The organism is Alteromonas sp. IB21 (assembly GCF_016405965.1).
In the GTDB taxonomy this organism is placed as follows: Bacteria; Pseudomonadota; Gammaproteobacteria; order Enterobacterales; family Alteromonadaceae; genus Alteromonas.
The window spans coordinates 1-21,639 of record NZ_JAEFCD010000007.1 but is presented as its reverse complement, the minus strand read 5'-3'; the positions used below and the strand labels follow the sequence as shown (position 1 = coordinate 21,639).

Annotated in this window: 17 protein-coding genes; 8 read left to right on the top strand and 9 right to left on the bottom strand. The window is 45.0% G+C overall.

Going from position 1 to position 21,639, the window contains the following annotated elements; genetic code table 11:
* Window positions 1-461: 461 nt before the first annotated feature.
* A complete protein-coding gene (locus JC525_RS06565; RefSeq protein WP_198815114.1) occupies window positions 462-1,193 on the top strand; it encodes an EAL domain-containing protein in 732 nt (243 codons plus the stop codon).
* Between the two features lie 196 nt (window positions 1,194-1,389).
* Here JC525_RS06565 and trmB read toward each other — a convergent pair whose 3' ends face one another.
* From trmB to JC525_RS06550, 3 genes are read right to left on the bottom strand one after another with little or no spacing between them, the layout of a single operon-like run.
* Window positions 1,390-2,058 (bottom strand): tRNA (guanine(46)-N(7))-methyltransferase TrmB, encoded by a 669-nt coding sequence (gene trmB / locus JC525_RS06560; RefSeq protein ID WP_198815113.1) that lies wholly within the window; start codon window positions 2,056-2,058, stop codon window positions 1,390-1,392.
* Window positions 2,058-2,873, bottom strand: coding sequence for an ABC transporter permease (locus JC525_RS06555; protein WP_198815112.1), 816 nt, complete (start codon window positions 2,871-2,873; stop codon window positions 2,058-2,060). Before JC525_RS06555 ends, trmB begins: the two co-directional genes overlap by 1 nt.
* Window positions 2,874-2,899: 26 nt before the next feature.
* Entirely contained in the window at window positions 2,900-3,829 is a 930-nt protein-coding gene (locus tag JC525_RS06550) for an ABC transporter ATP-binding protein (protein WP_198815111.1), read from the bottom strand.
* A gap of 773 nt (window positions 3,830-4,602) precedes the next feature.
* On the opposite strand from JC525_RS06550, the gene pdsR reads away from it, so the two are divergent.
* The 5 genes from pdsR (at window position 4,603) to JC525_RS06525 (ending at window position 11,592) form a co-directional block, all read left to right on the top strand.
* Complete coding sequence (gene pdsR / locus JC525_RS06545; RefSeq protein WP_198815110.1) at window positions 4,603-5,292, top strand: proteobacterial dedicated sortase system response regulator; 690 nt, start codon at window positions 4,603-4,605, stop codon at window positions 5,290-5,292.
* A 61-nt stretch (window positions 5,293-5,353) separates the two neighbouring features.
* Window positions 5,354-7,522 (top strand): proteobacterial dedicated sortase system histidine kinase, encoded by a 2,169-nt coding sequence (pdsS, locus tag JC525_RS06540; RefSeq protein WP_198815109.1) that lies wholly within the window; start codon window positions 5,354-5,356, stop codon window positions 7,520-7,522.
* A gap of 189 nt (window positions 7,523-7,711) precedes the next feature.
* Entirely contained in the window at window positions 7,712-10,006 is a 2,295-nt protein-coding gene (locus tag JC525_RS06535; RefSeq protein ID WP_198815108.1) for a TonB-dependent receptor, read from the top strand.
* A 70-nt stretch (window positions 10,007-10,076) separates the two neighbouring features.
* Window positions 10,077-10,757 carry a Fe2+-dependent dioxygenase gene (locus JC525_RS06530; RefSeq protein WP_198815107.1) on the top strand — a complete coding sequence of 227 codons (681 nt, stop codon included), beginning with the start codon at window positions 10,077-10,079 and terminating at the stop codon, window positions 10,755-10,757.
* 178 nt (window positions 10,758-10,935) lie between these two features.
* A complete protein-coding gene (locus tag JC525_RS06525) occupies window positions 10,936-11,592 on the top strand; it encodes a methylamine utilization protein (protein WP_198815106.1) in 657 nt (218 codons plus the stop codon).
* A gap of 85 nt (window positions 11,593-11,677) precedes the next feature.
* Here JC525_RS06525 and JC525_RS06520 read toward each other — a convergent pair whose 3' ends face one another.
* The 4 genes from JC525_RS06520 to JC525_RS06505 form a co-directional block, all read right to left on the bottom strand.
* The gene (locus JC525_RS06520) at window positions 11,678-12,853 is read right to left on the bottom strand and encodes an energy transducer TonB (protein WP_198815105.1); all 1,176 of its coding nucleotides are present in this window, start codon (window positions 12,851-12,853) and stop codon (window positions 11,678-11,680) included.
* Between the two features lie 49 nt (window positions 12,854-12,902).
* On the bottom strand, window positions 12,903-14,000 hold the full coding sequence (locus JC525_RS06515) for a CNNM domain-containing protein (RefSeq protein WP_198815104.1): 1,098 nt from the start codon (window positions 13,998-14,000) through the stop codon (window positions 12,903-12,905).
* Window positions 14,001-14,150: 150 nt separating this feature from the next.
* A complete protein-coding gene (locus tag JC525_RS06510) occupies window positions 14,151-15,314 on the bottom strand; it encodes an SO_0444 family Cu/Zn efflux transporter (protein WP_198815103.1) in 1,164 nt (387 codons plus the stop codon).
* Between the two features lie 232 nt (window positions 15,315-15,546).
* Window positions 15,547-17,220, bottom strand: coding sequence for a carbon starvation CstA family protein (locus JC525_RS06505; RefSeq protein ID WP_198815102.1), 1,674 nt, complete (start codon window positions 17,218-17,220; stop codon window positions 15,547-15,549).
* 285 nt (window positions 17,221-17,505) lie between these two features.
* On the opposite strand from JC525_RS06505, the gene JC525_RS06500 reads away from it, so the two are divergent.
* On the top strand, window positions 17,506-18,024 hold the full coding sequence (locus JC525_RS06500) for a hypothetical protein (protein ID WP_198815101.1): 519 nt from the start codon (window positions 17,506-17,508) through the stop codon (window positions 18,022-18,024).
* A 56-nt stretch (window positions 18,025-18,080) separates the two neighbouring features.
* Here the strand turns inward: JC525_RS06500 and JC525_RS06495 are convergent, their stop codons facing one another.
* Window positions 18,081-19,046 (bottom strand): alpha/beta hydrolase fold domain-containing protein, encoded by a 966-nt coding sequence (locus tag JC525_RS06495; protein WP_198815100.1) that lies wholly within the window; start codon window positions 19,044-19,046, stop codon window positions 18,081-18,083.
* A gap of 360 nt (window positions 19,047-19,406) precedes the next feature.
* Between JC525_RS06495 and JC525_RS06490 the strand changes: the two genes are divergently transcribed.
* The gene (locus JC525_RS06490; RefSeq protein WP_198815099.1) at window positions 19,407-20,300 is read left to right on the top strand and encodes a TraB/GumN family protein; all 894 of its coding nucleotides are present in this window, start codon (window positions 19,407-19,409) and stop codon (window positions 20,298-20,300) included.
* A gap of 509 nt (window positions 20,301-20,809) precedes the next feature.
* Here the strand turns inward: JC525_RS06490 and JC525_RS06485 are convergent.
* Window positions 20,810-21,639 (bottom strand): elongation factor Tu (locus JC525_RS06485; protein ID WP_198815098.1); only part of this gene is annotated, 830 nt, incomplete at its 5' end.

Here is a 21,639-nt window from a genome sequence, read left to right as displayed (position 1 = left end):
TGACACTTACCATTCCGTTCAGCCATCTAGCATGCAGATATTAGTGCAGCTATTTACTCGCTTATCCGAAAGAATTACCGGTCAAGCTGAAGTATATTGGCGCGGTCCATTCGTTGCCAAACCTGAAAACTATCACAACACTTTCAGGGTGTCGCACTTTACATCAGATTGCCTAGCTCGCCAAGAGGCAGCGCTAAGCAATTCGTTGCACTAAACCAGTAATGCAGACCGATTAGTCAGCGTTAACATACACGCCGTCTAACCGTGGAACGCGGTTTACCAATAACAAGCGAACTGAGTAACACACATTACTACTTTAAAATAAGCGCCGCAAAGTTTCAGACTCTCTACTATATTTAATTTGTGAATAGTGTTGATGTTAAACCCGCTATACAAGCCAAGGTTAAGGAGCAATTAAACCTACGTGCACTATTAATACGACAACGCAAGGAGGTCGGTTTATGCCTATACGCGAAATATCCGAGAATTTCTCCATCGAAGATATCGTGCCTTATTTTCAGCCTATCGTGGATCTGCAGAGCCAGGGGGTGTGGCGATATGAATGTTTAGCACGCCTCATTACCCAAGGCGATAAAACATTTCTTCCGAGTGAGTTTCTTTACCTTATTGAACGAGAGCAACATGTAAACACGCTCGCTACAAGTATGTTTGTGCAATGCGCAAGCTATTTTCACGATGTCAATATTCCCTGGAACATCAACATCACTGCCAGGGATTTATATAATGAAGCGCTCACTAATACCTTAATCATGCACTTAGCTAGCTACCCTATGCCGGAGCGCGTAAGCATCGAAGTTAGCGCCTCGACCGCATTATCTAACCCCAAAGGCTTGACCGCATTTATTGAAAAAAGCATGCATGCGGGACTGGGGGTGTTTATCGATAATGTAGGCTCTTGCCCGGGAAATATACGCGCACTTGTAAATTTACCAATAAGAGGGATAAAACTGGCAGGTGGGTTAATTAAGCATTACGACCAACAAGACGCTGTGCGAGAGTATGTTGATTACCTGCTACTGCTGTGTGAACGTCATGGTATCAGTACTATTGCTGAGCAAGTTGAAGATGAGGCGCACCTTGAAAGCGTCAAACGGCTTCCCATACGCTATGCACAAGGCTACGTGTTTAGCCCGCCATTGGCGAATGTCCGAAGCGCCAATGCCCGTCATTAACATTGCCAAGGAACGCATTGTGCAAAAACAGAAAGGGTAAGCGGATCAAGCAGAACAAACACTGTTGCAGCGAGATGCTGCCATCTTGTTTTCTGTGGACCGCCATTGATCACTTTGCCCCGTAAGTCAGAGTATTAACCTATCTTTGTCTGCATTAGTACAGGTATTAAACGAGTCTTATACCGGGTAAGCCATATCAGCTTTCTTCGCTACGACAATTAAGCTGCCAGCACGACTGGCCACTTCCCCGGTACTTTCGCTCGAAAGGCGTCATGTGGTTTTCTCCGGTTACTTCAGATAAGTCTGACACCATGCCGTAGTGTTTCGCTGCTTGCGCAAACTCCATCACGTAAATAAGCCAGTTACTGCGTACCTGAATATTAGGCGTTATCGCCATCAAATCCACCATGGCCGCACTGCCGTGCCAGCGCTTTTGAACTTGGGTCTTTTTAGGGTACGGGTTGGGGTATAGCAGAAAGTGCTGTGTTATATTCCAATCCGATTGCTTTACCAAACGCCAAAAGTCATTCACGTCAGCGCGGATCACCCGATAGTTATCCTGCGGCGCGCTGTAATACGCGTGCTTGTCTACCCGTAGTGCAGATTTATCAATACCAATAACCCGAGCATGGGGATTCGCTTTGGCGATATTTGCCGTACTTTCACCCACACCACAGCAGGAATCTAAAATCACTTCGCCTTCAACCCCTTTGAGCCAGGCGCAAACCTCATCGAAGGCTGATTGCGTATGATCGCTAATGGGCCTTTTATTTTCACTTACCTGATATTTTTTCACCAAGTCGTCTAACTTATCGTGAATACCCACCTGCGATGTTGTAATTTCTCTTGAGTTACCACTTGCCATTAGCTACGAATGCCTTTGCCGGTTTTAAGTAGGTAGTACGCCACGCTAAATAGCAGCGCATTGAAGCCCACAAGTAAACTTAGCGACAACGTTACGCTCACGTCAGACACACCTAAGAACCCATAGCGGAAACCGTTCACCATATATACGACAGGGTTCGCTTTACTTACCCATTGCCAAAACTCTGGTAGCAGCGTAAGTGAGTAGAATACGCCCCCCAGATAGGTGAGTGGCGTTAGAACAAAGGTCGGCACTACGCTAATATCATCAAAGGTTTTAGCGAATATGGCATTAATTAACCCTGCCGTAGCAAAGAGAGTTGAAGTGAGCAGTAACGTGAGTGCAATAATACCAAGGTGATGTATTTGCACATCCACAAAAAAGAGCGACACTAAAGTAACAATTATGCCTATAAGTATGGCGCGCGCCACACCGCCGCCTACATAGCCAAGGATAATCACTGACGTGGGCACGGGTGACACCAATAACTCTTCAATATTGCGTTGAAATTTAGCGCTGAAAAAAGATGAAGACACATTGGCGTATGAGTTTGTGATCACCGACATCATGATAAGACCCGGTACAATAAACTCCATGTAGGTAAAGCCACCCATTTGACCTATTCGGTTACCGATCAGGCTGCCAAAAATGACAAAATACAAGCTCATCGTAATAGCCGGAGGCACAAGAGTTTGTACCCATATGCGTAAAAAACGCGTGCATTCTTTTATCCAAATGGTGGTGAGTGCAACGTAGTTTTGCTTAAACCACCCCACATTTTGTTCTGTGTTCATTGGCGTACTTTCATTTTTCATTGTTTTTTACCTTTACCGTTATCCGCTTAGCCAGCCTGCTTGGCCGATTCAACTAAACGTACGAACAACTCTTCAAGGCGATTTGATTTATTGCGCATACTCATGACCTGTATTCCCTTTTCGCTTAATTGCATAAATACTGGGTTTAAGCCTTCGGTTTTTTCAACATCGACTTCAAGCGTGTGATCATCAATAAGGCGATGCTCGAAGCCAGAGAGCAACATGTCGCTCTCTACTGCGTCCGGTAATTTGATATCAAGCACGAAGGTTTCTACATTTAGCTTCGATAATAATGCCTTCATGCTGGTGTTCTCTACAATCGTGCCCTTATTGATGATAGCGATGTTGCGACACAGCATCTCCGCTTCTTCAAGATAGTGCGTGGTGAGGATAATGGTGATCCCTTGACGGTTAATCTCTTCTAAGAACCCCCACATTGAGCGACGAATTTCAATATCTACGCCAGCCGTTGGCTCATCAAGAATAAGTAGTTTCGGTTCATGCATTAACGCCCGGGCAATCATAAGACGACGCTTCATACCGCCAGATAATTCGCGGGCGCGTGCATCCCGCTTTTCCCACAAATCTAACTGAGCGAGGTACTTTTTAGCGCGCTCTTTGGCCACACTGCGCGGCACACCATAATAGCCTGCTTGATTCAGCACAATTTGCAGTACCGTTTCAAACTGATTGAAGTTAAATTCTTGTGGTACCAAACCAATGCATGCTTTAGCCTGCTCTTTCTGCGTTGTTAAATCGTAGCCGAACACGGAAACGCTGCCGTTGGTTTGGTTTACGAGAGAACTGATAATACCGATGGTGGTAGATTTGCCCGCCCCATTGGGGCCAAGTAGAGCAAAAAAATCCCCTTCTTGTACCGTAAGATCGACGCCTTTTAGCGCCTGTACGCCACCTTTGTAGGTTTTGGTTAACCCTGTAATGTCCAACGCTTTCATGATTTGCCCGTAGTGAGAGTGTGTCCACTAAGACGTGTTGACCTTTGATGTGCACCAAAGGTCAGCACGCCCTAACCAACTTTAGAGAGATTTAGAAATCAACTTACGAAGTGTAACCTAGTTCATGCTATTAAATGAATACACTCGCGTTTAGTGGTTGTTTAAAGCAGTTCTGTTGAATCAAGTTCTGCTATTTCACAAGGTAATAGCGAAAACACCATTTTCAAGTCTACTTGCGAGATTGAAAAGCGAAGAGATGAAAGCGAAAGACTAGGGCATGTTTACATTCATAGCCGGCGAATACCGTTTTCTCGGCATAAAAAAGCACTGCGTACCGTTGGGGAAGCACGCAGCGCAAAGGGTAGCTTTTTAACGTAGAAGTTCAGCCTTACCGTTTCTACGGTACTGTTTATGCAACATACCAATAAAGTATGTGTTCACAGTACATCCGGCTGTATCGAATATCTCACTTTTCAGCGGTATATCGTTCAACAGACACCTACTATTAAACGCGACATTCATGGCAGAAAAAGTTTTCAATTGTGGAAATATAGTGATGCTTTGAAGCCCATGTCCCTCTAATCTTTATATAGCCGCATTAAGCAGCGTAATAGCTAGCTTCAAAGGTGTTATATGAGTGAAGTTATTGCCATGTGCACCTCAAATATGGCGCAAATGAGGCAGGCTTATGGATTTTATGTCGAACTTAGGCAATAGGTTTCATTCATAGGTATAGTATGCGCTCTATCAGATTTATATTTGCGGGTTAATGTATGCCAAAGACAATTGCATTAGTGGAAGATGACGCGGCCATTCGCGAAAATTACATCATGGCGCTCAAAGCCCAGGGCTATAGCGTAAATGCTTATGAAGATAGGCCTTCTGCTGCCGAGGCGTTTAACCACACCCTACCCGACTTAGCCATTATTGATATTGGTTTGAAAGATGAGATAGAAGGGGGCTTTATGTTGTGTCAACAGTTGCGCGCACTTTCACAAACCCTTCCCATTATCTTTTTTACCGCGCGAGATAACGATGTAGATACTATCAGTGGCCTTCGAATGGGCGCCGACGACTACCTGACCAAAGATATTAGTATGGCCCACTTGCTAGCGCGTATTGCAGCTCTATTTAGGCGCACAGACTTACTCGCCGCACCTACTGACCAAAAAGATGAGCTGAAAGTAGGAGACTTAAAAGTTGACGTGTCGAGAATGACCGTAAGCTGGCAAAACCAACCCGTTTTACTCACAGTTACCGAATTTTGGATGTTGCATGCGCTAATCAAGCGCCCAGGTCACGTAAAGAGTCGTCAACAGCTTATGGATGAGTCGAGAATGGTGGTAGACGACACAACGATTACGTCTCATATTAAGCGTATACGTAAGAAGTTTGTACAGCTGGACCCAAACTTTGATCATATCGATACGGTTTACGGCATGGGGTATCGCTGGCAACTTTAAAAAGTGTACGCTAAGGCCGCAGTAAACCGACTATAAACATCAGGGGCAACCGACTAAAACCATGGGATTTCGCTTTTCTATTCGTCTTCAGCTTATGGTGCTGTCGCTGTTCCTGTTCACCATCCCCTACCTGGGTTATAACTACGTTTGGGAACTTGAACAGTACCTGCGAAATGGTCAAGAGCAAACCATGATAGGGACGGCCCGAGCCGTCGCCACTGCGCTTCATGAGCGCCCAGCCTTATTTGACAGCCAATCAGCTTACCTTCAAGACGTACGCCCCGGCACCGACCTATACGCGCCGCCTATTCCATCACCCATTCGACTTGATGGCGAACTTAACGACTGGCAGCAGGTCGGTGAGTTAATCAGTGAGTATGGCAATGACAAGGTTATTGAGTATTACAATGGGTTCAACGGCGAACCAACGAGTTTATCGTTTAAGCATATGGTGGGGCGCTATGGTCAATTTCTGTATGCCATGTTTGAAGTTAATGATGACGTTTTACTATGGCGACAGCCCAATAGTTTAAGTGTAGAAACGGGCGACCACCTGCTCATAGGTCTGGAAACTTCTCTGGGTGAGCTAGCAAGATACGTAGTTGCCCCCTATGAAAGTGGCTGGGTAAATGCTTACAAACTTTCGGACAGCACCGCCACAACAAGAGCAATAGAAAACGCGCTCGCTATTCAGGGGCGCTGGCAGGAAACCGTCACTGGCTACAACATTGAACTGCGCTTTCCTTTATCTATGACCACCAGCGGGTTAGCGTTTTCTGTTGTTGATGTCGACGATAAAGTACGCCGACTAAAACAATATGCCATTGGCACAGCGAACACCAAAGAACTCGATGAGCTTGGTACCGTTATTACCCCTTCGCCTGAAATTGAACGCATATTGGCAGGGCTTAAATATGCCGACTCTCGTGTGTGGGTCGTGGATAAGCACAAACGAGTACTCGCACGGGCAGGCGACATTCAGTCTGCTACTGGGATAAAAGTAGACGAAAAAGAAGTACCTTCCAATTCACTATGGCATTGGATAGAAAGTAAGTGGTTACTACCTATTTACTATCAAATTCTTACGAGACCGCCTTCAGATTTTGTTGATGAACTAGATGACGCTTACGCACTTGCCGGGCAAGATTTAGGGACAGCACTTAACGGACAGCCTGATTCACTGTGGCGCTTATCCCCCGATAATAAAGCCATAATACTTTCTGCAGCCTACCCCATTTTTATCGAAGGAAACGTGATGGGAGCGGTCATTGTAGAACAGACGACCAATGGTATTCGCACGCTGCGAAACCGGGCACTAGAACAACTCTTCCACGTTATTTTGGCAGTCATGACCATAGGCACATTAGGACTCTTACTATTCGCCACGCGAATTTCGAATCGCATTCGCGCCCTTCGCGATAGCACCGAATCCGTGATTGATGACAATGGGAAAATTATTGGCACCATGCCAGTATCGAATCAGCGTGACGAAATCGGTGACTTGTCACGCTCGTTCGCCGATGTACTACTGCGGTTGCAGCAGTACAACTCTTATCTAGAAAACATGGCATCTCGCTTATCTCACGAATTAAGAACCCCTATCGCTGTAGTGAAGTCGTCATTGGATATGCTGACTCACGTGAGCGATGCTGACCAGCAGGCGGTGTTTATAGAACGGGCCCAATCGGGTGTAAGTCGTTTGAGTAGTATCTTAAACAGCATGAGTGAGGCAACGCGATTAGAACAAGCCATTGCGCAAGAAGACATGGCTAATTTCAACATTGTCGAAGTGATACAGGGCTGTGTTGAAGGCTACAAGCATGCCTACGCTCAGCGACTGTGGCAGTTTTCTACAACAAACCGTTCTATGATGGTTTATGGCTCTGCCGAACTTGTCGCTCAACTCTTTGATAAGGTTATTTCAAACGCTGTAGATTTCAGCCAAGACAACGACGAAATACTTATCGCTCTTGAAAAGAAGGACAAGCAGGCTGTACTAACCGTAAGTAATCCAGGCCCGCTTTTGCCAAAAGGCATGAAAAACCAGCTCACCCAATCTATGGTTTCGGTAAGAAAAGAGAACGATGTGCAAAATTCTGTTCACTCTCCCCACCTAGGACTTGGACTTTATATCGCCAACATGATTGCCACATTCCATAAGGGGCATCTTTTCTTATATGACAGAGAGGATGAATCGGGCGTGATCGTTAAGATTGACTTTCCCCTTTAATATCTAGAACACCAACATGTAGAAGAAATTCCTTTAAACGCTGGTAAGTTACGCTACGCCTTGTCTCTTTTAACTATTGCTTAAAACTCCTTTTATATTTTACCAATGATAATAGTTATCATTTATATTTACATTTCCAGACTAATTAAATAGACTTCATCATCCTTACACACACTCAAGGGAAACATGATGAAAAACACTAAATTAACGATGGGCGCACAAACCATCGCCGCAGCGCTTGCCTTTGGCAGCGGTGCAGCTATGGCACAGGAAAATGTAGAGAAGTGCGACGAGGCGACATCTGCTGAATGTAAAGCGTCATCCGATGAAGCCATAGAGCTCATTCGCATTCATGGCGTTCAGCAGTCTATCTATCGCTACAACAAGTCAGGTGATCCTCGCCGTTTGGCTGACTTAGTAGACACACCACAAACCATTAGTGTTCTTACTCAAGACCAAATTCAAGAAAGCGGCAGAACCGACCTTAAAGACATATTACAAGCGCAAGCTGGCGTAACGTTAGGTACGGGTGAGAATGGTAATGCTTTTGGTGACCGCTACATTATTCGTGGCCACGAAGCGCGTAGTGATGTATTTGTTGATGGTCTGCGCGACCCGGGTATGACAACCCGTGAAAGCTTCGCAACCGAGCGTGTTGAAATTACAAAAGGCCCGAGTTCAACCTTTGCAGGCCGTGGCTCTTCAGGTGGTGCGGTTAACTCAATTACTAAAAAAGCATCAACCGCTTATAACTTTGGCCGCGTAGATGCCGCTGTTGGTACAGACGAGCACAAGCGTGTAACCGTCGATTTAAACAAAACCCTTACTGAAACCAGCGCGGTGCGCTTAAATGGGCTTTATTCGTCAGAAGATAAGCCCGGCCGTGAAGGTATAGAGCGTGATCGTGAAGGGGTTCAGCTTTCTTATGTGAATCAACCTACCGACCGTTTGTCATTTACTGGCGACCTTTACTACCTTAATGCAGAAGACATTCCTGACTTGGGTAGCTACTACGATAGAGACGCAGGTTATCCTCTAGAAGATATTCCTGTGTACGCGCAAGATGAAGACTTCCAAAACTCGGAAGTGACAACATTCACCTTGCGTACTGAGTATGACATTAGCGATAACGTGCGCTTCTACAATGCCACCCGCGTGGGTAAAACGGAAAACGAATACATTACGACCGGTATGAGTGGTACTAATCGCGCCGATACAGACCCAACTGCACCAGGGGCGTATACGCTTTCATTGAGCAACCATCAAGGCTGGCAGGAAGTGGACTATGTCACCACACAGTTCAACCTATTCTGGGACACAAATTTTGCAGGTCTAGATCACCGCTTTGTATTTGGTTTTGAATATACCGATGAGTCTGTAGACAACGGCGTGTTTAATATGGACTACACCAATCCATCTAACTGCTTAACCAGTGGTCGACGCGGCGTATCTGAAAGCTACTGCTTATTAGATGGTGAGGGCAATGAAGTTGATAATATCGGTTCATTAATGGGTAAAGCCTTTACCCGTGGCGACGTTGACGCGCTGTTTGATATTGAAACCTACTCGCTATATGTCATGGATACTTTTGAATTAACTGAAAACTTTAACGTTTTCGCAGGCCTCCGTGTAGATAGTTATGACTATAGCAACCAAACCTCCAGCGACCTATACGAGTTCTCAGATGAACTATACAACGGTCACTTAGGCCTAGTTTACGATGTGACCGAAAATGGCAATATTTACGCTTCTTACAGTACTGCAACAAATATTAATGGCGGCGAATCTGACCTAGGTGCTAACTGTGGTTACGGCGGTATTTGTGGCACGCCTGAGCAAGCATCGCAAGCAGACCCAGAACAAGTAGAAAACATCGAGTTAGGTACCAAATGGTCACTGTTCAATGAAAAGCTAGTAGCGAATGCAGCACTTTTCCGTATAACCAAAAGTGATGTACATGAAAGTGTAGGTGATGCCTACTCAACGCTTGGCACATTGAATACCGGTGAAAACCGCGTAGAAGGTATTGAGTTTGGTTTAAGCGGTGACATAACCGATAAGCTTAGCATTCAGGCATCAGCTGCGTTTATGGACTCAGAAGTACTTAAATCATACAGTGAAGATAACCTTGGTTTAGCGCTAAGTAACTTTGCCGATGAGAGCTTCTATATTCAAATGCGTTATCAGCCTAACGAGAAATTTGCCTTTGGTGGTGATTACAGCTATCAATCAGAAATGTATGGCGGTCAGCCTGACACGGCCGCTGGCTATAGCGCTGAAACTGGCGAGTACTCAATCGTAGTGCCTGATTACCAAGTAGTGAACCTATTCGCTAACTACTACCACTCAGAGTCACTGACTTTCCGTGTTAACATTGGAAACTTGTTTGACGAAGAATACTGGACGGCAGCCTACCGTTCTGGCGCCTTCATGTATATTGGTGATGGCCGCAACATTACTGGTACCGTTAGCTACGAGTTTTAATGCTAGCACGACCTAGGCGGGCAACCGCCTAGTTTTATTTACCCAACAACTATCTTATAAGCGTTGAAGAATGATTATTATTGAAGACCTTCTGACAAGAGATGAAGTGGCTCAGTTTCGTCAGCAGTTGGCGAAGGTTCCCTTTAATGACGGGAAGAGTACGGCAATGGGCATGGCTGCCGGCGTCAAAAATAATGGTCAGGCAGACGCTCAGGATGCTCGTGTTCAGCAACTTGCTAACGCGCTACTGAGCAAGCTGGGCAATAGCCCTAAAGTTATTTCAGGCGCACTACCTCAACGTATTTTTCCGCCTTGCTTTAATCGCTATAGCGAGTCCCAGACCTATGGCTATCATGTCGATGCTGCCATTATGCGTATTCCGAACACCCCAGATGTATTGAGAAGCGATATGTCGATGACCGTTTTCTTAACGCCCAAAGAAGACTATGAAGGCGGGGAATTAGTTATTCAAACCGGATTCGGCGAGCAAAAAGTAAAGTGCGACGCCGGCAGTGCAGTTCTGTATCCCTCATCGAGCCTGCATAAAGTTACGCCAGTGACCAAAGGAGAACGCATTGCAGCTATCACTTGGATACAGAGCATGGTGAGCGACCAGCACATGCGCGAAACGCTTTTTCAGCTTGATCAGAGTATTCAGTCGCTTATCAATGGCGGCAATGCTGAGCGGGAACAGCTAGATGGATTACATCACGTTTATCACAATCTGATTAGGCAGTTTGCGCACGTTTAGTTGCGGTTCACTATCCTTGCCTGGCTAATGTTCATTTATACTCGCCGAAGGTGAAGTAAAAGGGAGATACGGCAGGTCTTATACCAATGGTGTAATATGGTTGTGTGTTAGTAGGTCTATTCTTAGATTTACCGAAAGCATTTCTAAATGCAGCTAACCTCGTTGGTAATTAGATTAAATGAAAAATAAACTACTTTTAAGCGCCTTCTTTCTCATTGCCTATTCAGGTATCGCGGTAGGTGAGAAAGCCGAGATGGTAACCTTCTCAATATTATTGGAAGACGACAGTGCTAATCTGGTGAAGGACGGCGTGTTTTTATTCACTCCGCAATTCGAATTAGATGAGAGTCAAATACCTTCCTACCAGCCGGCAATAATGAATCAGGTAGATAAACAATTTGTGCCACATGTGTTAGTCGTACCCGCAGGCACTGAAGTGACTTTTCCAAACGCAGATAGTTTATTTCATCACGTCTATTCTTTTTCTCCTACCAAGCAGTTCGAGCTAAAGCTCTACACGGAATTTACCGCAGAGCCTCTGCGTTTTGAAAAAGCCGGTGTCGTCGATATCGGGTGCAACATCCATGACTGGATGTTGGGCTATATCGTTGTTTCCGACTCGCCTTACTTCGGAAAAACGAATGAGGAAGGACAAACTACTATTATGCTGCCAATAGGCGAATACCGCGTCAGTTTCTGGCATCCTCTGGTAGACGGTGAGCAAGCTTTTAGCACCCGCTCTGTATCTGTTTCATCAGATACGAGCAAGCAATGGAAGCTAACGGTAACCATTGAATCTGATGACAATTTTGACTTTGGTTTTGGCGACTATTAATGAAACGTGGCTCGCTGACTTTAATGATTGCGTTCGCATTTTGCCTACTTACGGTAGGCCTTTAAACAAAATGCGGCTTATCGGTTTACCCTTCAGCAACCTCAACTAAATTGAAAGTTGTGTCGCTGTCACCTTTAACCATAACCTGGCATTGCCCCCAGCTTTGTGGAATATGCCAAATGTGATCCTCAGCAACAGTGAATTTTTCTCTATGAGTATCACAGCGCACTTCAACGGTATCAAGTTCGCCTTGAACGTTGTTAAAAGCAAACTTATTTCGTACAAGCGTGTGAAACCAGCGTCCATCATCATCCATGCTCACCGGCACTTGTAAGTTGATATCAGACGCGATGGATGCGTTAATTTTATCAACGATTGGCGCAATTTCTGCTTCGCGTGTTTCCTGCTCATCCATCTCTTGAAGCGCGCTATATGACTTTAACGCTTCTGCGTAATACCCGCGCTGGGCATCGAGAAGAATTTTTCTTTGGAGCACGTAAGCTATATAGTCTTCATCAAACACCGCATTGTTGAAACGCTTCTGTCCGTTGCTGGCAAGTAATCGAGTAAGGCTTCGTGCTTCCCTTTCAATATCACCTTGCTCATTTGCAAGTTGCGACTCTAAGTTAAGCAACCACGCGTTTTCATAGCGGTTTAGCGTATCCCAACTTTCAAGTTCTTGAAACGCCTCATCAGCCGCTTCAAGATCGCCCGCTTTAAATATATCGTCTACGTTTTTATAAGCTTTGATGAATTTACGCGTAGCACCACTTTTTCCGACCATAGAAAAGTCCATTTGAACAGCCTGATGACATTGCTGAGTGGGTTCGCCATCCTTAATTGCCGGGCTATACTGCCACTTTTTGACGGCTGATAGTGCACTTTTTTTGAAAGAGGGACTTCCGAAGAAATCTTCTACCACTGGGTCTTTTACTCTGCCTTCTTCATCGATAACGTAGCTCAACCTTACCCAGCCTTCACGACCTTTTCTGGCTGCTGAAGAGGGGTATTTAGGATCGACTCGTTCTAATGGGGCAGCCGGGGTAAATGCACTTATACGCTTAACTTCGTCATCTTTGGCTTCAGCGAGCGCTTTTTCTTCCACTTCATCACAGGGAATGCTGAGCTCTTGAGCTACTGCACTTCCAGCGACGCTGGAAGAGAGCGCAGCAGCAAAAGTCAGCGACAATGCATTTCGCTTAGCAACCTGTTTTTGTGAATAGCCAGTACTGAACACCTTTTTCCATGTAACACGTTTCATATCATCATCCTTAATAATGGCGGACATTTTTATCTACTTTTTCCTCAGATTATTTTTTCTTCGAGAAATTTTTCTTCGGGGAATTTTCAAGTGACGCATCAGGCACATTTTTTATCATCATCTGCTCTTTGCGCTTTGTCATCATTTTTGCTAAGCGGCGCATACTTACCGTGGTATCTTTTTCATCAATAATATCCACACCCAATAAACGCTCAAGCAGGTCTTCAAGGGTAAGCACCCCTTCCAAACCGCCGTATTCATCAACCACCAAGAGCATATGTACGTGCTTATTGATAAAGTGTTCGAAGGTTACTGATAAGGGCATGGTATTAAGTACGGTGACCATATCTTTCGCATATGCAGAAAGTGGTTTATCTGTGTTCCCTCGTGCTTGGGCCACCAACAGGTCTGAGCGCATAACAAATCCAGTAATATTTTCTGAGTCTTGATCTTCAAATATTGGTATGCGGGAAAACTCAATGTTGGCATGTTTATGAAAAAACTCTTCCACCGTCATCGTCTCACACACTTTGAAAAGGGCAGTACGGTGAGTGATGGCATCTTTTACTTTTAACTCGTGCAGGCTCAACAAACTCTGTAAAAATACGGCTTCGTGATTTGCAAGCTGGCCTTCCTGACCAGATAGTTCTGCCATAGCGTGTAATTCACTGCGGCTTAAACCTCGAAGCGGGCTATCTTCTTTAAATCCCTTGGTCATCAATGCTGACATTTTCACGAATGGCATGAGGATAATTGAGAGATACTTCAAAAAATACGCAGTAACTGGCGCAAGTGCACGCCAATAGGTCGCCCCAAGTGTTTTTGGAATAATTTCTGAAAAAATAAGAATAAGTAAGGTAAGTACGGCGGAAATAATGCCCAAGTAGGCATCACCGAACACGGCAGCGGCCTGTGCACCTGCACCAGCAGCGCCCATGGTGTGCGCAATCGTATTTAATGTAAGTATGGCTGATAGCGGTGTATTAATATTGTCGGTTTGCTTGCGAAGCAAGGCACCACTAGGCTTCCCCTCTTTTTCCAGCACCGAAATGTAAGCAGATGAAACACTTAGAATCACAGCCTCGGCAATAGAGCACAAAAAAGAAAAGCCCAGTGCAATGAAGACGTACACAATTAGTAAAAGCATGTCGTTATTCCAAGCGTCCTTGTAGGGTTATACGCGGTTTATTTTTAATAAATTGAGCGACTATTATGGATAATAGAACAGGATATACAAGCGCTCTATTCACAACAAAAAGAGCGCATGCGAAATATAAGAAGGAGTGAAAGATATAACCTAACCGCAGCACGCCGATTGCTGCGCCTGGTTTTGACGGTAGTTTTTCAGTTTTTGAAAACCTAGTCTTAACATCAACCCAGCTAACAACATTGCGCACATTGCGTAAATCACCTGAACGTTAGCACCGTGTTCGTGAACATGACTCTCAGTTTTTATCATAGACGCCAATGAAAAAGATGAGACCAAGTAGTTGAGCACGTAGCCAAATCCGATACTTGCAGATATTACACTAAATAAATAAAGCACTAGGGTGCGCGCGCCCATTTCTTGCTTAATCATTCCCATCGTCGATACGTTTGTTGCCGGCCCTGCCATTAAAAAGACCAATACAGCACCTGGTGATAACCCTGCAGCGAGAAAGCCAACGGCTAGGGGCGTAGATGCAGTTGCACATATATACATAGGAATGCCAATCAGCGCCATTACTAGCATAGCGATAATGCCATCGCCCCACTGGGTAAGGAAATCTGTGGGTACCCAGGTTTTGATAGCGGCGGCCAGCGCTAAGCCAATCAATAACCAAACCACAATATCTTCAAGTAATTTACCACTGGCGTAAGCGAACACTTTAGTCACTTTGGAAGACTGAATAACACCCGTCTGTGATGCCAGATTTGCGTCGTCATGATCGTACGAATGCTCACTGGCGCAGCAGGATGTTTTAGCCTGTGGTTCGGGCTTTGCGTTTGACGAACAGCAAGCCGACTGAGAATGGTCTACCTGATGTTGATGCTTGTTTTGTGTATCTGGCTCTGCGAAAAAACGCACCATTAAGCCAGCATAGATTGCACTAAGTATCGCCGCAATAGGCCGGACAATGGCATATAGCGGGCCTAGCAGCGCATAAGACACAGAAACACTATCTACGCCGGTTTCTGGCGTAGAGACAAGAAATGATATGGTTGAAGACTTGGATGCCCCGCTGCGGCGCAAGCCAAGTGCAGCTGGAATCACCCCGCAAGAGCAAAGCGGTAACGGGGCACCAATAATGGCTGCTTTACTGATTGAACCAAACGAAGCGCTTCCCATGTGCTTTTCCAAAAAAGTCACAGGGACTAATTCGTGCATGATGCCTGCCACAAGCAGGCCTAGCAGCAACCAAGGTGCAGACTCCACGAAGAGCGCTAAGAAATTTTGAGCAAGTAAAATAATATCTGACACACAGCCTCGCTGGTTATTTGGCGCTAGAATTGTGTTCAAAGCACAAATAACAATATAGAAAACTTGTACATAATACCAGATGTGGAGTGTGACAGAAAATCGACAAAATTGATTGTAGTAATTACCAGGAAAGAAAAATGGCCAGTACAAATGTACTGGCCGAATGTTGACTGTCTCGTGAGTGTGCTTTTTAGACTACGAGGTCAACCATGAAAAACCTTTGTGTCACGTTTTAGTTGCTCTGCTGCGCTTTTTTTAGTTTAGACACCACCGAGAACGCCTCTAACATGACAAGGACAGATACAACGAGGACCACGGCATCTAAGAACACCAGTAAGTAATTTCCTTCAACATAGTATTCTTTTAATTTTATCAGCCCTGCGAAGAAAGCCATGACCAGTACAAATACCATAGGAATTAGGGTGTATTTTGCAGGTCTGCCGAGCTTGATAAGCATGACTGAAATAACGAGCAGTGTAAGGCTTGCTAGGATCTGATTGGTCGAGCCAAACAGCGGCCATATAATCATACCACCACTACCCGATGCGCCACCTGCACCGAAAGCCAATAGCAAACAGCAGCCAACCGCAACTAACGTTGCTACCAAACCACTTTTTAATGCGTTAATGGAATAAATCTCACCCCACTCTTGAATAATGTAGCGCTGAAGGCGTACACCGGAATCCATGGTTGTGCCCGCAAAAAGAACAACCATTACGGCAAGAATAGTTGACGAGAAATCAACCGGTAAGCCCCAGCCTTGCTGAATAAGGTTAGCACCACCTGTAATAAACGCGCCTACGCTACCAGCGCCCAAGTGACTATACACTTCATGCCATTCTTCGGGCGAAGCCGCAAACGCAACGCCACTTACTGCAACAATAGTGATAAGCGCCAGTGACCCTTCCCCTACTGCACCAAGATAACCGACAAAGCGCGCGTCGGTTTCTTTATCTAACTGCTTAGAACTCGTGCCTGAAGATACAATGCCGTGAAAGCCAGATACAGCACCACAGGCAATAGTCACAAACAACAACGGAATCAGACTCGGTGAATCTACTGCTGTCTGCGTATTAAATGCAGGCGCCGTAATATCTGGCATAGCGAAGAATACAGCACCATAAAGCAAAAAGAGCCCTACCAGTAACTGCATGCCATTAATGAAGTCTCGGGGTTGCAGCAACATCCAAACAGGAAGAAGGGATGCTATAGCCGCGTAAACAAAGAGGATGATTATCCAATTAGCTTTATCCGCCAGGCCAAACATGGTTTCTGGCAAACTAAGTGGAATGTAACTACCCGCATACACCGAAGCGTATAACACGATTATACCTACGATACATAGGGGGATAAGGCTGAAATTTCGCTTAAGCAGTTGCCCGATGATAAGTGCTACTGCTATTGCAGTCCATGCAGGAAAAACAGCATTTGGCTGTGAAACAAAAGAGTTAGCAATTACAACACCGAATACAGCATTAACCATCAGAAGAACAAGGAAAATCACTATCATGAAAAGCGCACGGGAGCGTTTCCCAATTACGCTTTCTGACAGCGCGCCCATAGACTTACCCTTGTGACGAGCACTCGCCCACAGCGCACCCATATCATGAACACCCGCGAACAAGATCGTACCAAATACAACCCAAAGTACTGCAGGTACCCACCCCCAGTAAACGGCAATTGCTGGGCCAACGATGGGTGCCGCACCGGCCACTGACGTAAAATGATGCCCCCATAACACCACCTTATTGGTAGGGACGAAATCTACCCCATCTCGCATCGTATGCGCGGGCGTTGTAAAACTATCATCCAACTGGAATATGCGGCTCGCTATGAATTTAGAATAGACGAACCAACCGAACAACATTCCTATGATGCCCAGTATTACGATGGCAATAGACTGCATGTCAAAATCCTACTGTCGTTATTTTGGTTACATTTAAAGGTGCAAGACCTAATTAAATCATTTGTTATTGCTATATAGTCGCATTGTAAGACTAAAGTATAATCAACACACAACTATTTAACACTCTTCATACCACTTCAACTGGTAGCTAGATAAGTATTTAACGCTGCGTCCTTAAAATATGACCTTTTCATCCGACATATAGGCTCGTTTCTCGCAATAGGCCTTTAAATAAGATTCATTCTCGTTTATAAATACGCAACGTTTAAACTGATAGATAAAAATATGGCATCACCAAAATTTCACATGGCTTTTCGTAAATATCACCGCTGGCTTGGCTTTTTTCTTACGGGCATTATGGGAGTCTATGCGCTGAGCGGAATTCTTCTGATATTTCGCCCCACCGATATTTTAAAATACGAGCAAACAGAAACTCGTCAATTTGAAGCCAATCTTTCAGGTGCAGATCTACTGCCTCTTCTTAAAATAAGGGGAAGCAAGGTCACGGACGAAAATGCGGACATCATCGTGCTAAACGTGGGCCAATACGATAAAGATTCGGGCGAAGCCACCATCACCAAAAAAGATTATCCCCTGGTGCTTTCCAAAATGGTCAAGCTACACAAGGCAACTAACAACAGTCCGCTTTTCTGGCTAAACATAAGCTTTGGTTTAGGTTTGCTGTTTTTCGTTATATCCGCCTTTCTTATGTTTATTCCCAAACTTCCCATGTATAAAAATGGGCTTAAAATTGCCGGAATAGGTGCCGTTGTTACTATATTGACCGTTGTTTTTGGTTCGTAATTATTGGATGAGGTCCCTCTTCCATACGCATATCGGTCGATATGCGTATGGGCCACCTATAAATGAGACTGGAAAAAAGCCTTCATTAACCGATAAGTGGTTTCAGATTCTGGCGTTTTATAAAAAATTAAATACGCTGCGTGAGGAAGTCCTTCAAAAAGCTCTAGCTGCGTAACTCCCCCGCTATCTCTTATGGCGCGGTTAACCCTAACTGTATCACTCAAAAACATATCTCTGGTTCCGCTTACTAGATACGTTGGAGGGAAGTGCTCAAAAGAACCATAGATTGGGGATATCGAAGGGTCTGACAGTACTTTGTTGCCCGCATACAAATGCGCAGCGGCTTTTAAGTGACCTTCATAAGTTACAAGAACACAGTCAATACATTCGTTGGTGACCAAGCTATCGCTGGTTTTCGTGAGGTCGGCCCACGGCGTACCTACGTAAATGGCCTTCGGCAGAGGGGTATTGTTTTGAATCAGAGTCTGCACCAGAGAAAGCACCAGCCCACCTCCTGCCGACGTCCCACCTACCAAAATATTCTGCGCGCCTATTTCTTCTAACAAAGTGTTATAAACAGAGGTGACATCGTCAAGGGCTGCAGGTGAAGGAAAAGTCGGCGGCATTCTATAATCAACGCTGTACACCACTATTCCTAAACGACTTGCCACAAGCAACCCTTCTTCAATACTAGGTAACCCGCCGAACAATACAAAAGCCCCGCCGTGGACATCTATATAGGCTTTGTTTTCAAATTCAGGGCTAACTACACTAGGCGTGAGCTTTCTCACGACGACTTGCCCCAGCTTTAAGAGCTCGACATTTACCTCAAGCTCTTTCTTCATTCTTTTTATTTTCTTTTTCTGTTCGGCATTTCTTGCCTGGATATAGCTACGCCACTCTTCAATGGTAGTAGGTGTGGCCGCTATAACATCATCTATTGTATAAGTTGGAAAACTGGCAATTCCCTTTTCAAGGGACTCACTAGCGGCTTTAGGTAGCAAAGGAGTGGGTGTTGTCATATAAAATTCAATGGCCAGGGCAATGGGAGCAAGCGAACACAGTAAAAATTGTATTAGTTTCTTTTAGCGTTTTCGCTTTTAGCAAAAAAACGTGAACGGCTCCACATGGTTGATTAGCAATGTGCACACGAAAAAAGAGAGATTCAATTAATTTTAGTGTTGGTCGAACAACTTCTTTTCAATTGCTTTTTCTGCTTGTAAGCAACTATCACCATTTTCAGAGAAAAAGTACAGGGCACAACTGAGTTTTAGTCTGCTATGCTAGCCACATGTCGTCGCAGAAATATTCAAAACAGTACGTGAAGGGATGCTGCAACACATAAACAACTTTTGCTGAGTAAAAACACATTAGGGATTAAGATGAAAAATTTTTCTGTACGCAAATTAGCACTTACATTAGGTTTGGCCTTCTGCACTGTGACCACCTCTTTTGCCTCTACCGGCGCTGACGACAAAACTTCAGTTTGGAAAGTGAGCAACGGCGAGGACACTATTTACGTAGGAGGTACGATCCACATTTTGCCTATCTCTGAATTTCCACTTCCTAGCAAATTTACCGACACTTATAAAAAAGTTGATACGCTAGTGTTCGAAGTGAAAATGCCCGACCCCACAGATATTGAAGGTCAACAAAAGATGATGGCTGGATTGGCGTATGCTGAGGGTAAGACGTTGAAAGACGTAATTTCAGACGAGACTTATCAGGCGCTTAACAGTTACCTCAGTAATTTTGGAGCAAGTGCTGACCAACTCGCTCGATTCAAACCCGGCATGGTTGCCTCTATGCTAGTGGCCATGGAAGCGCAGCGTTCTCAATTAGCTGGCCAAGGTGTAGATGCCTATTTTATGCAGTTAGCTGCACGTGACGGTAAAACAAGCGAGTACTTAGAGTCACTAGATTTTCAAATCAACATGCTTGCGAACATGGGGGCGGGTGAAGAAGATCGCCTTATATCTGAAACCTTGGAAACCCTACCAGAGCTAAAAGACATGCTTAAAAGCACCATAAAAGCATGGAGAGAAGGTGATACTGACCAAATCGACTCGTTGGTAGTGGATACCTTCAAACGTGAATCTCCGACTTCTTATGATGATGTCTTCACCAAACGTAACCAAAACTGGCTACCTAAAATCGAAGCTATGTTCGGCGATGAAGACCAAGAGTTTGTTTTAGTAGGCGCGGGGCACCTAGTTGGCGATGACAGCGTAATCGCCCTATTAGAAGCTAAAGGTTACAAAGTAGAGCAAATGTAACTCGACCCTGGCTCAGAAACAATAAAACTAAAGCTAGGCACATGCCTAGCTTTTTTATGCCGAGTAAAGGGAGTAAGTGTATGCCCTATGAACCCCTACACCGCAGGGGTGCGGTGTAGGAGCTCTTACATAAAGCAGGGATGCGGTGTAGGAGCTCTTACATAAAGCAGGGATGGGTTCACGGCGTGTTATTCCTTTCCCCTAAAACTTCTTGCTATGCCGATTAAGGAGGGAGTGAAGCACTTTAAAAAACTCCAAGCTGCATGGATGCAGCTGCGAAGCCCCCATTAATGGCTTTACGGCGTATTTCTTCCTTCTCCGTACAGGCTCAAAAGATGCAAAAGGGGGCGCTTGTTCACTCTAGAACTCTCAGCTGCATGGAAGCAGCTGCGAAGCCCCCATGGATGGGTTCACGGCGTGTTCTAGAGTGAACAAGCGCCCTCTGATGTGCAGGCATAAAAAAAGCGCACCTAAGTGCGCTTTTTTTGGCTTGTGTTGCTAAGTCTAGATTAGTCTAGGATCTTAGATACAACACCAGCACCTACTGTACGACCACCTTCACGGATTGCGAAACGAAGACCTTCTTCCATCGCGATCGGAGCAATTAGCTCAACTTTGAATTTAAGGTTGTCACCAGGCATTACCATTTCTACGCCTTCTGGAAGCTCTACAGCACCAGTTACGTCAGTTGTACGGAAGTAGAACTGTGGACGGTAGCCTTTGAAGAATGGAGTATGACGGCCACCTTCATCTTTTGACAATACATAAACTTCTGCTTCGAAGTTTGTGTGTGGGTTGATTGAACCAGGCTTCGCTAGTACTTGACCACGCTCAACGTCATCACGCTTAGTACCACGTAGTAGTACACCAACGTTCTCACCCGCGCGACCTTCGTCTAGAAGCTTACGGAACATTTCAACACCAGTACAAGTCGTCTTAGTGGTATCTCTGATACCAACGATTTCTACTTCTTCACCTACTTTTACGATACCTTGCTCTACACGACCCGTTACTACTGTACCACGGCCTGAGATTGAGAATACGTCTTCGATTGGAAGAATGAACGGCTTGTCGATTGCACGCTCTGGCTCTGGGATGTATGAATCAAGCGCTTCACCAAGCTCGATGATTTTCTTTTCCCACTCTGGGTCGCCTTCAAGCGCCTTAAGAGCTGAACCTTGGATAACTGGTAGGTCATCACCTGGGAATTCGTATTCGTTAAGAAGTTCACGAACTTCCATTTCTACTAGCTCTAGAAGCTCTTCATCGTCAACCATGTCACACTTGTTCATGAATACGATGATGTAAGGAATACCAACCTGACGACCAAGTAGGATGT

Coding starts and splice junctions, on each gene's coding strand:
- JC525_RS06565 (WP_198815114.1), top strand. CDS start 462: ATGCCTATACGCGAAATATCCGAGAATTTCTCCATCGAAGATATCGTG.
- trmB (WP_198815113.1), bottom strand. CDS start 2,058: ATGGCAAGTGGTAACTCAAGAGAAATTACAACATCGCAGGTGGGTATT.
- JC525_RS06555 (WP_198815112.1), bottom strand. CDS start 2,873: ATGAAAAATGAAAGTACGCCAATGAACACAGAACAAAATGTGGGGTGG.
- JC525_RS06550 (WP_198815111.1), bottom strand. CDS start 3,829: ATGAAAGCGTTGGACATTACAGGGTTAACCAAAACCTACAAAGGTGGC.
- pdsR (WP_198815110.1), top strand. CDS start 4,603: ATGCCAAAGACAATTGCATTAGTGGAAGATGACGCGGCCATTCGCGAA.
- pdsS (WP_198815109.1), top strand. CDS start 5,354: ATGGGATTTCGCTTTTCTATTCGTCTTCAGCTTATGGTGCTGTCGCTG.
- JC525_RS06535 (WP_198815108.1), top strand. CDS start 7,712: ATGAAAAACACTAAATTAACGATGGGCGCACAAACCATCGCCGCAGCG.
- JC525_RS06530 (WP_198815107.1), top strand. CDS start 10,077: ATGATTATTATTGAAGACCTTCTGACAAGAGATGAAGTGGCTCAGTTT.
- JC525_RS06525 (WP_198815106.1), top strand. CDS start 10,936: ATGAAAAATAAACTACTTTTAAGCGCCTTCTTTCTCATTGCCTATTCA.
- JC525_RS06520 (WP_198815105.1), bottom strand. CDS start 12,853: ATGAAACGTGTTACATGGAAAAAGGTGTTCAGTACTGGCTATTCACAA.
- JC525_RS06515 (WP_198815104.1), bottom strand. CDS start 14,000: ATGCTTTTACTAATTGTGTACGTCTTCATTGCACTGGGCTTTTCTTTT.
- JC525_RS06505 (WP_198815102.1), bottom strand. CDS start 17,220: ATGCAGTCTATTGCCATCGTAATACTGGGCATCATAGGAATGTTGTTC.
- JC525_RS06500 (WP_198815101.1), top strand. CDS start 17,506: ATGGCATCACCAAAATTTCACATGGCTTTTCGTAAATATCACCGCTGG.
- JC525_RS06495 (WP_198815100.1), bottom strand. CDS start 19,046: ATGACAACACCCACTCCTTTGCTACCTAAAGCCGCTAGTGAGTCCCTT.
- JC525_RS06490 (WP_198815099.1), top strand. CDS start 19,407: ATGAAAAATTTTTCTGTACGCAAATTAGCACTTACATTAGGTTTGGCC.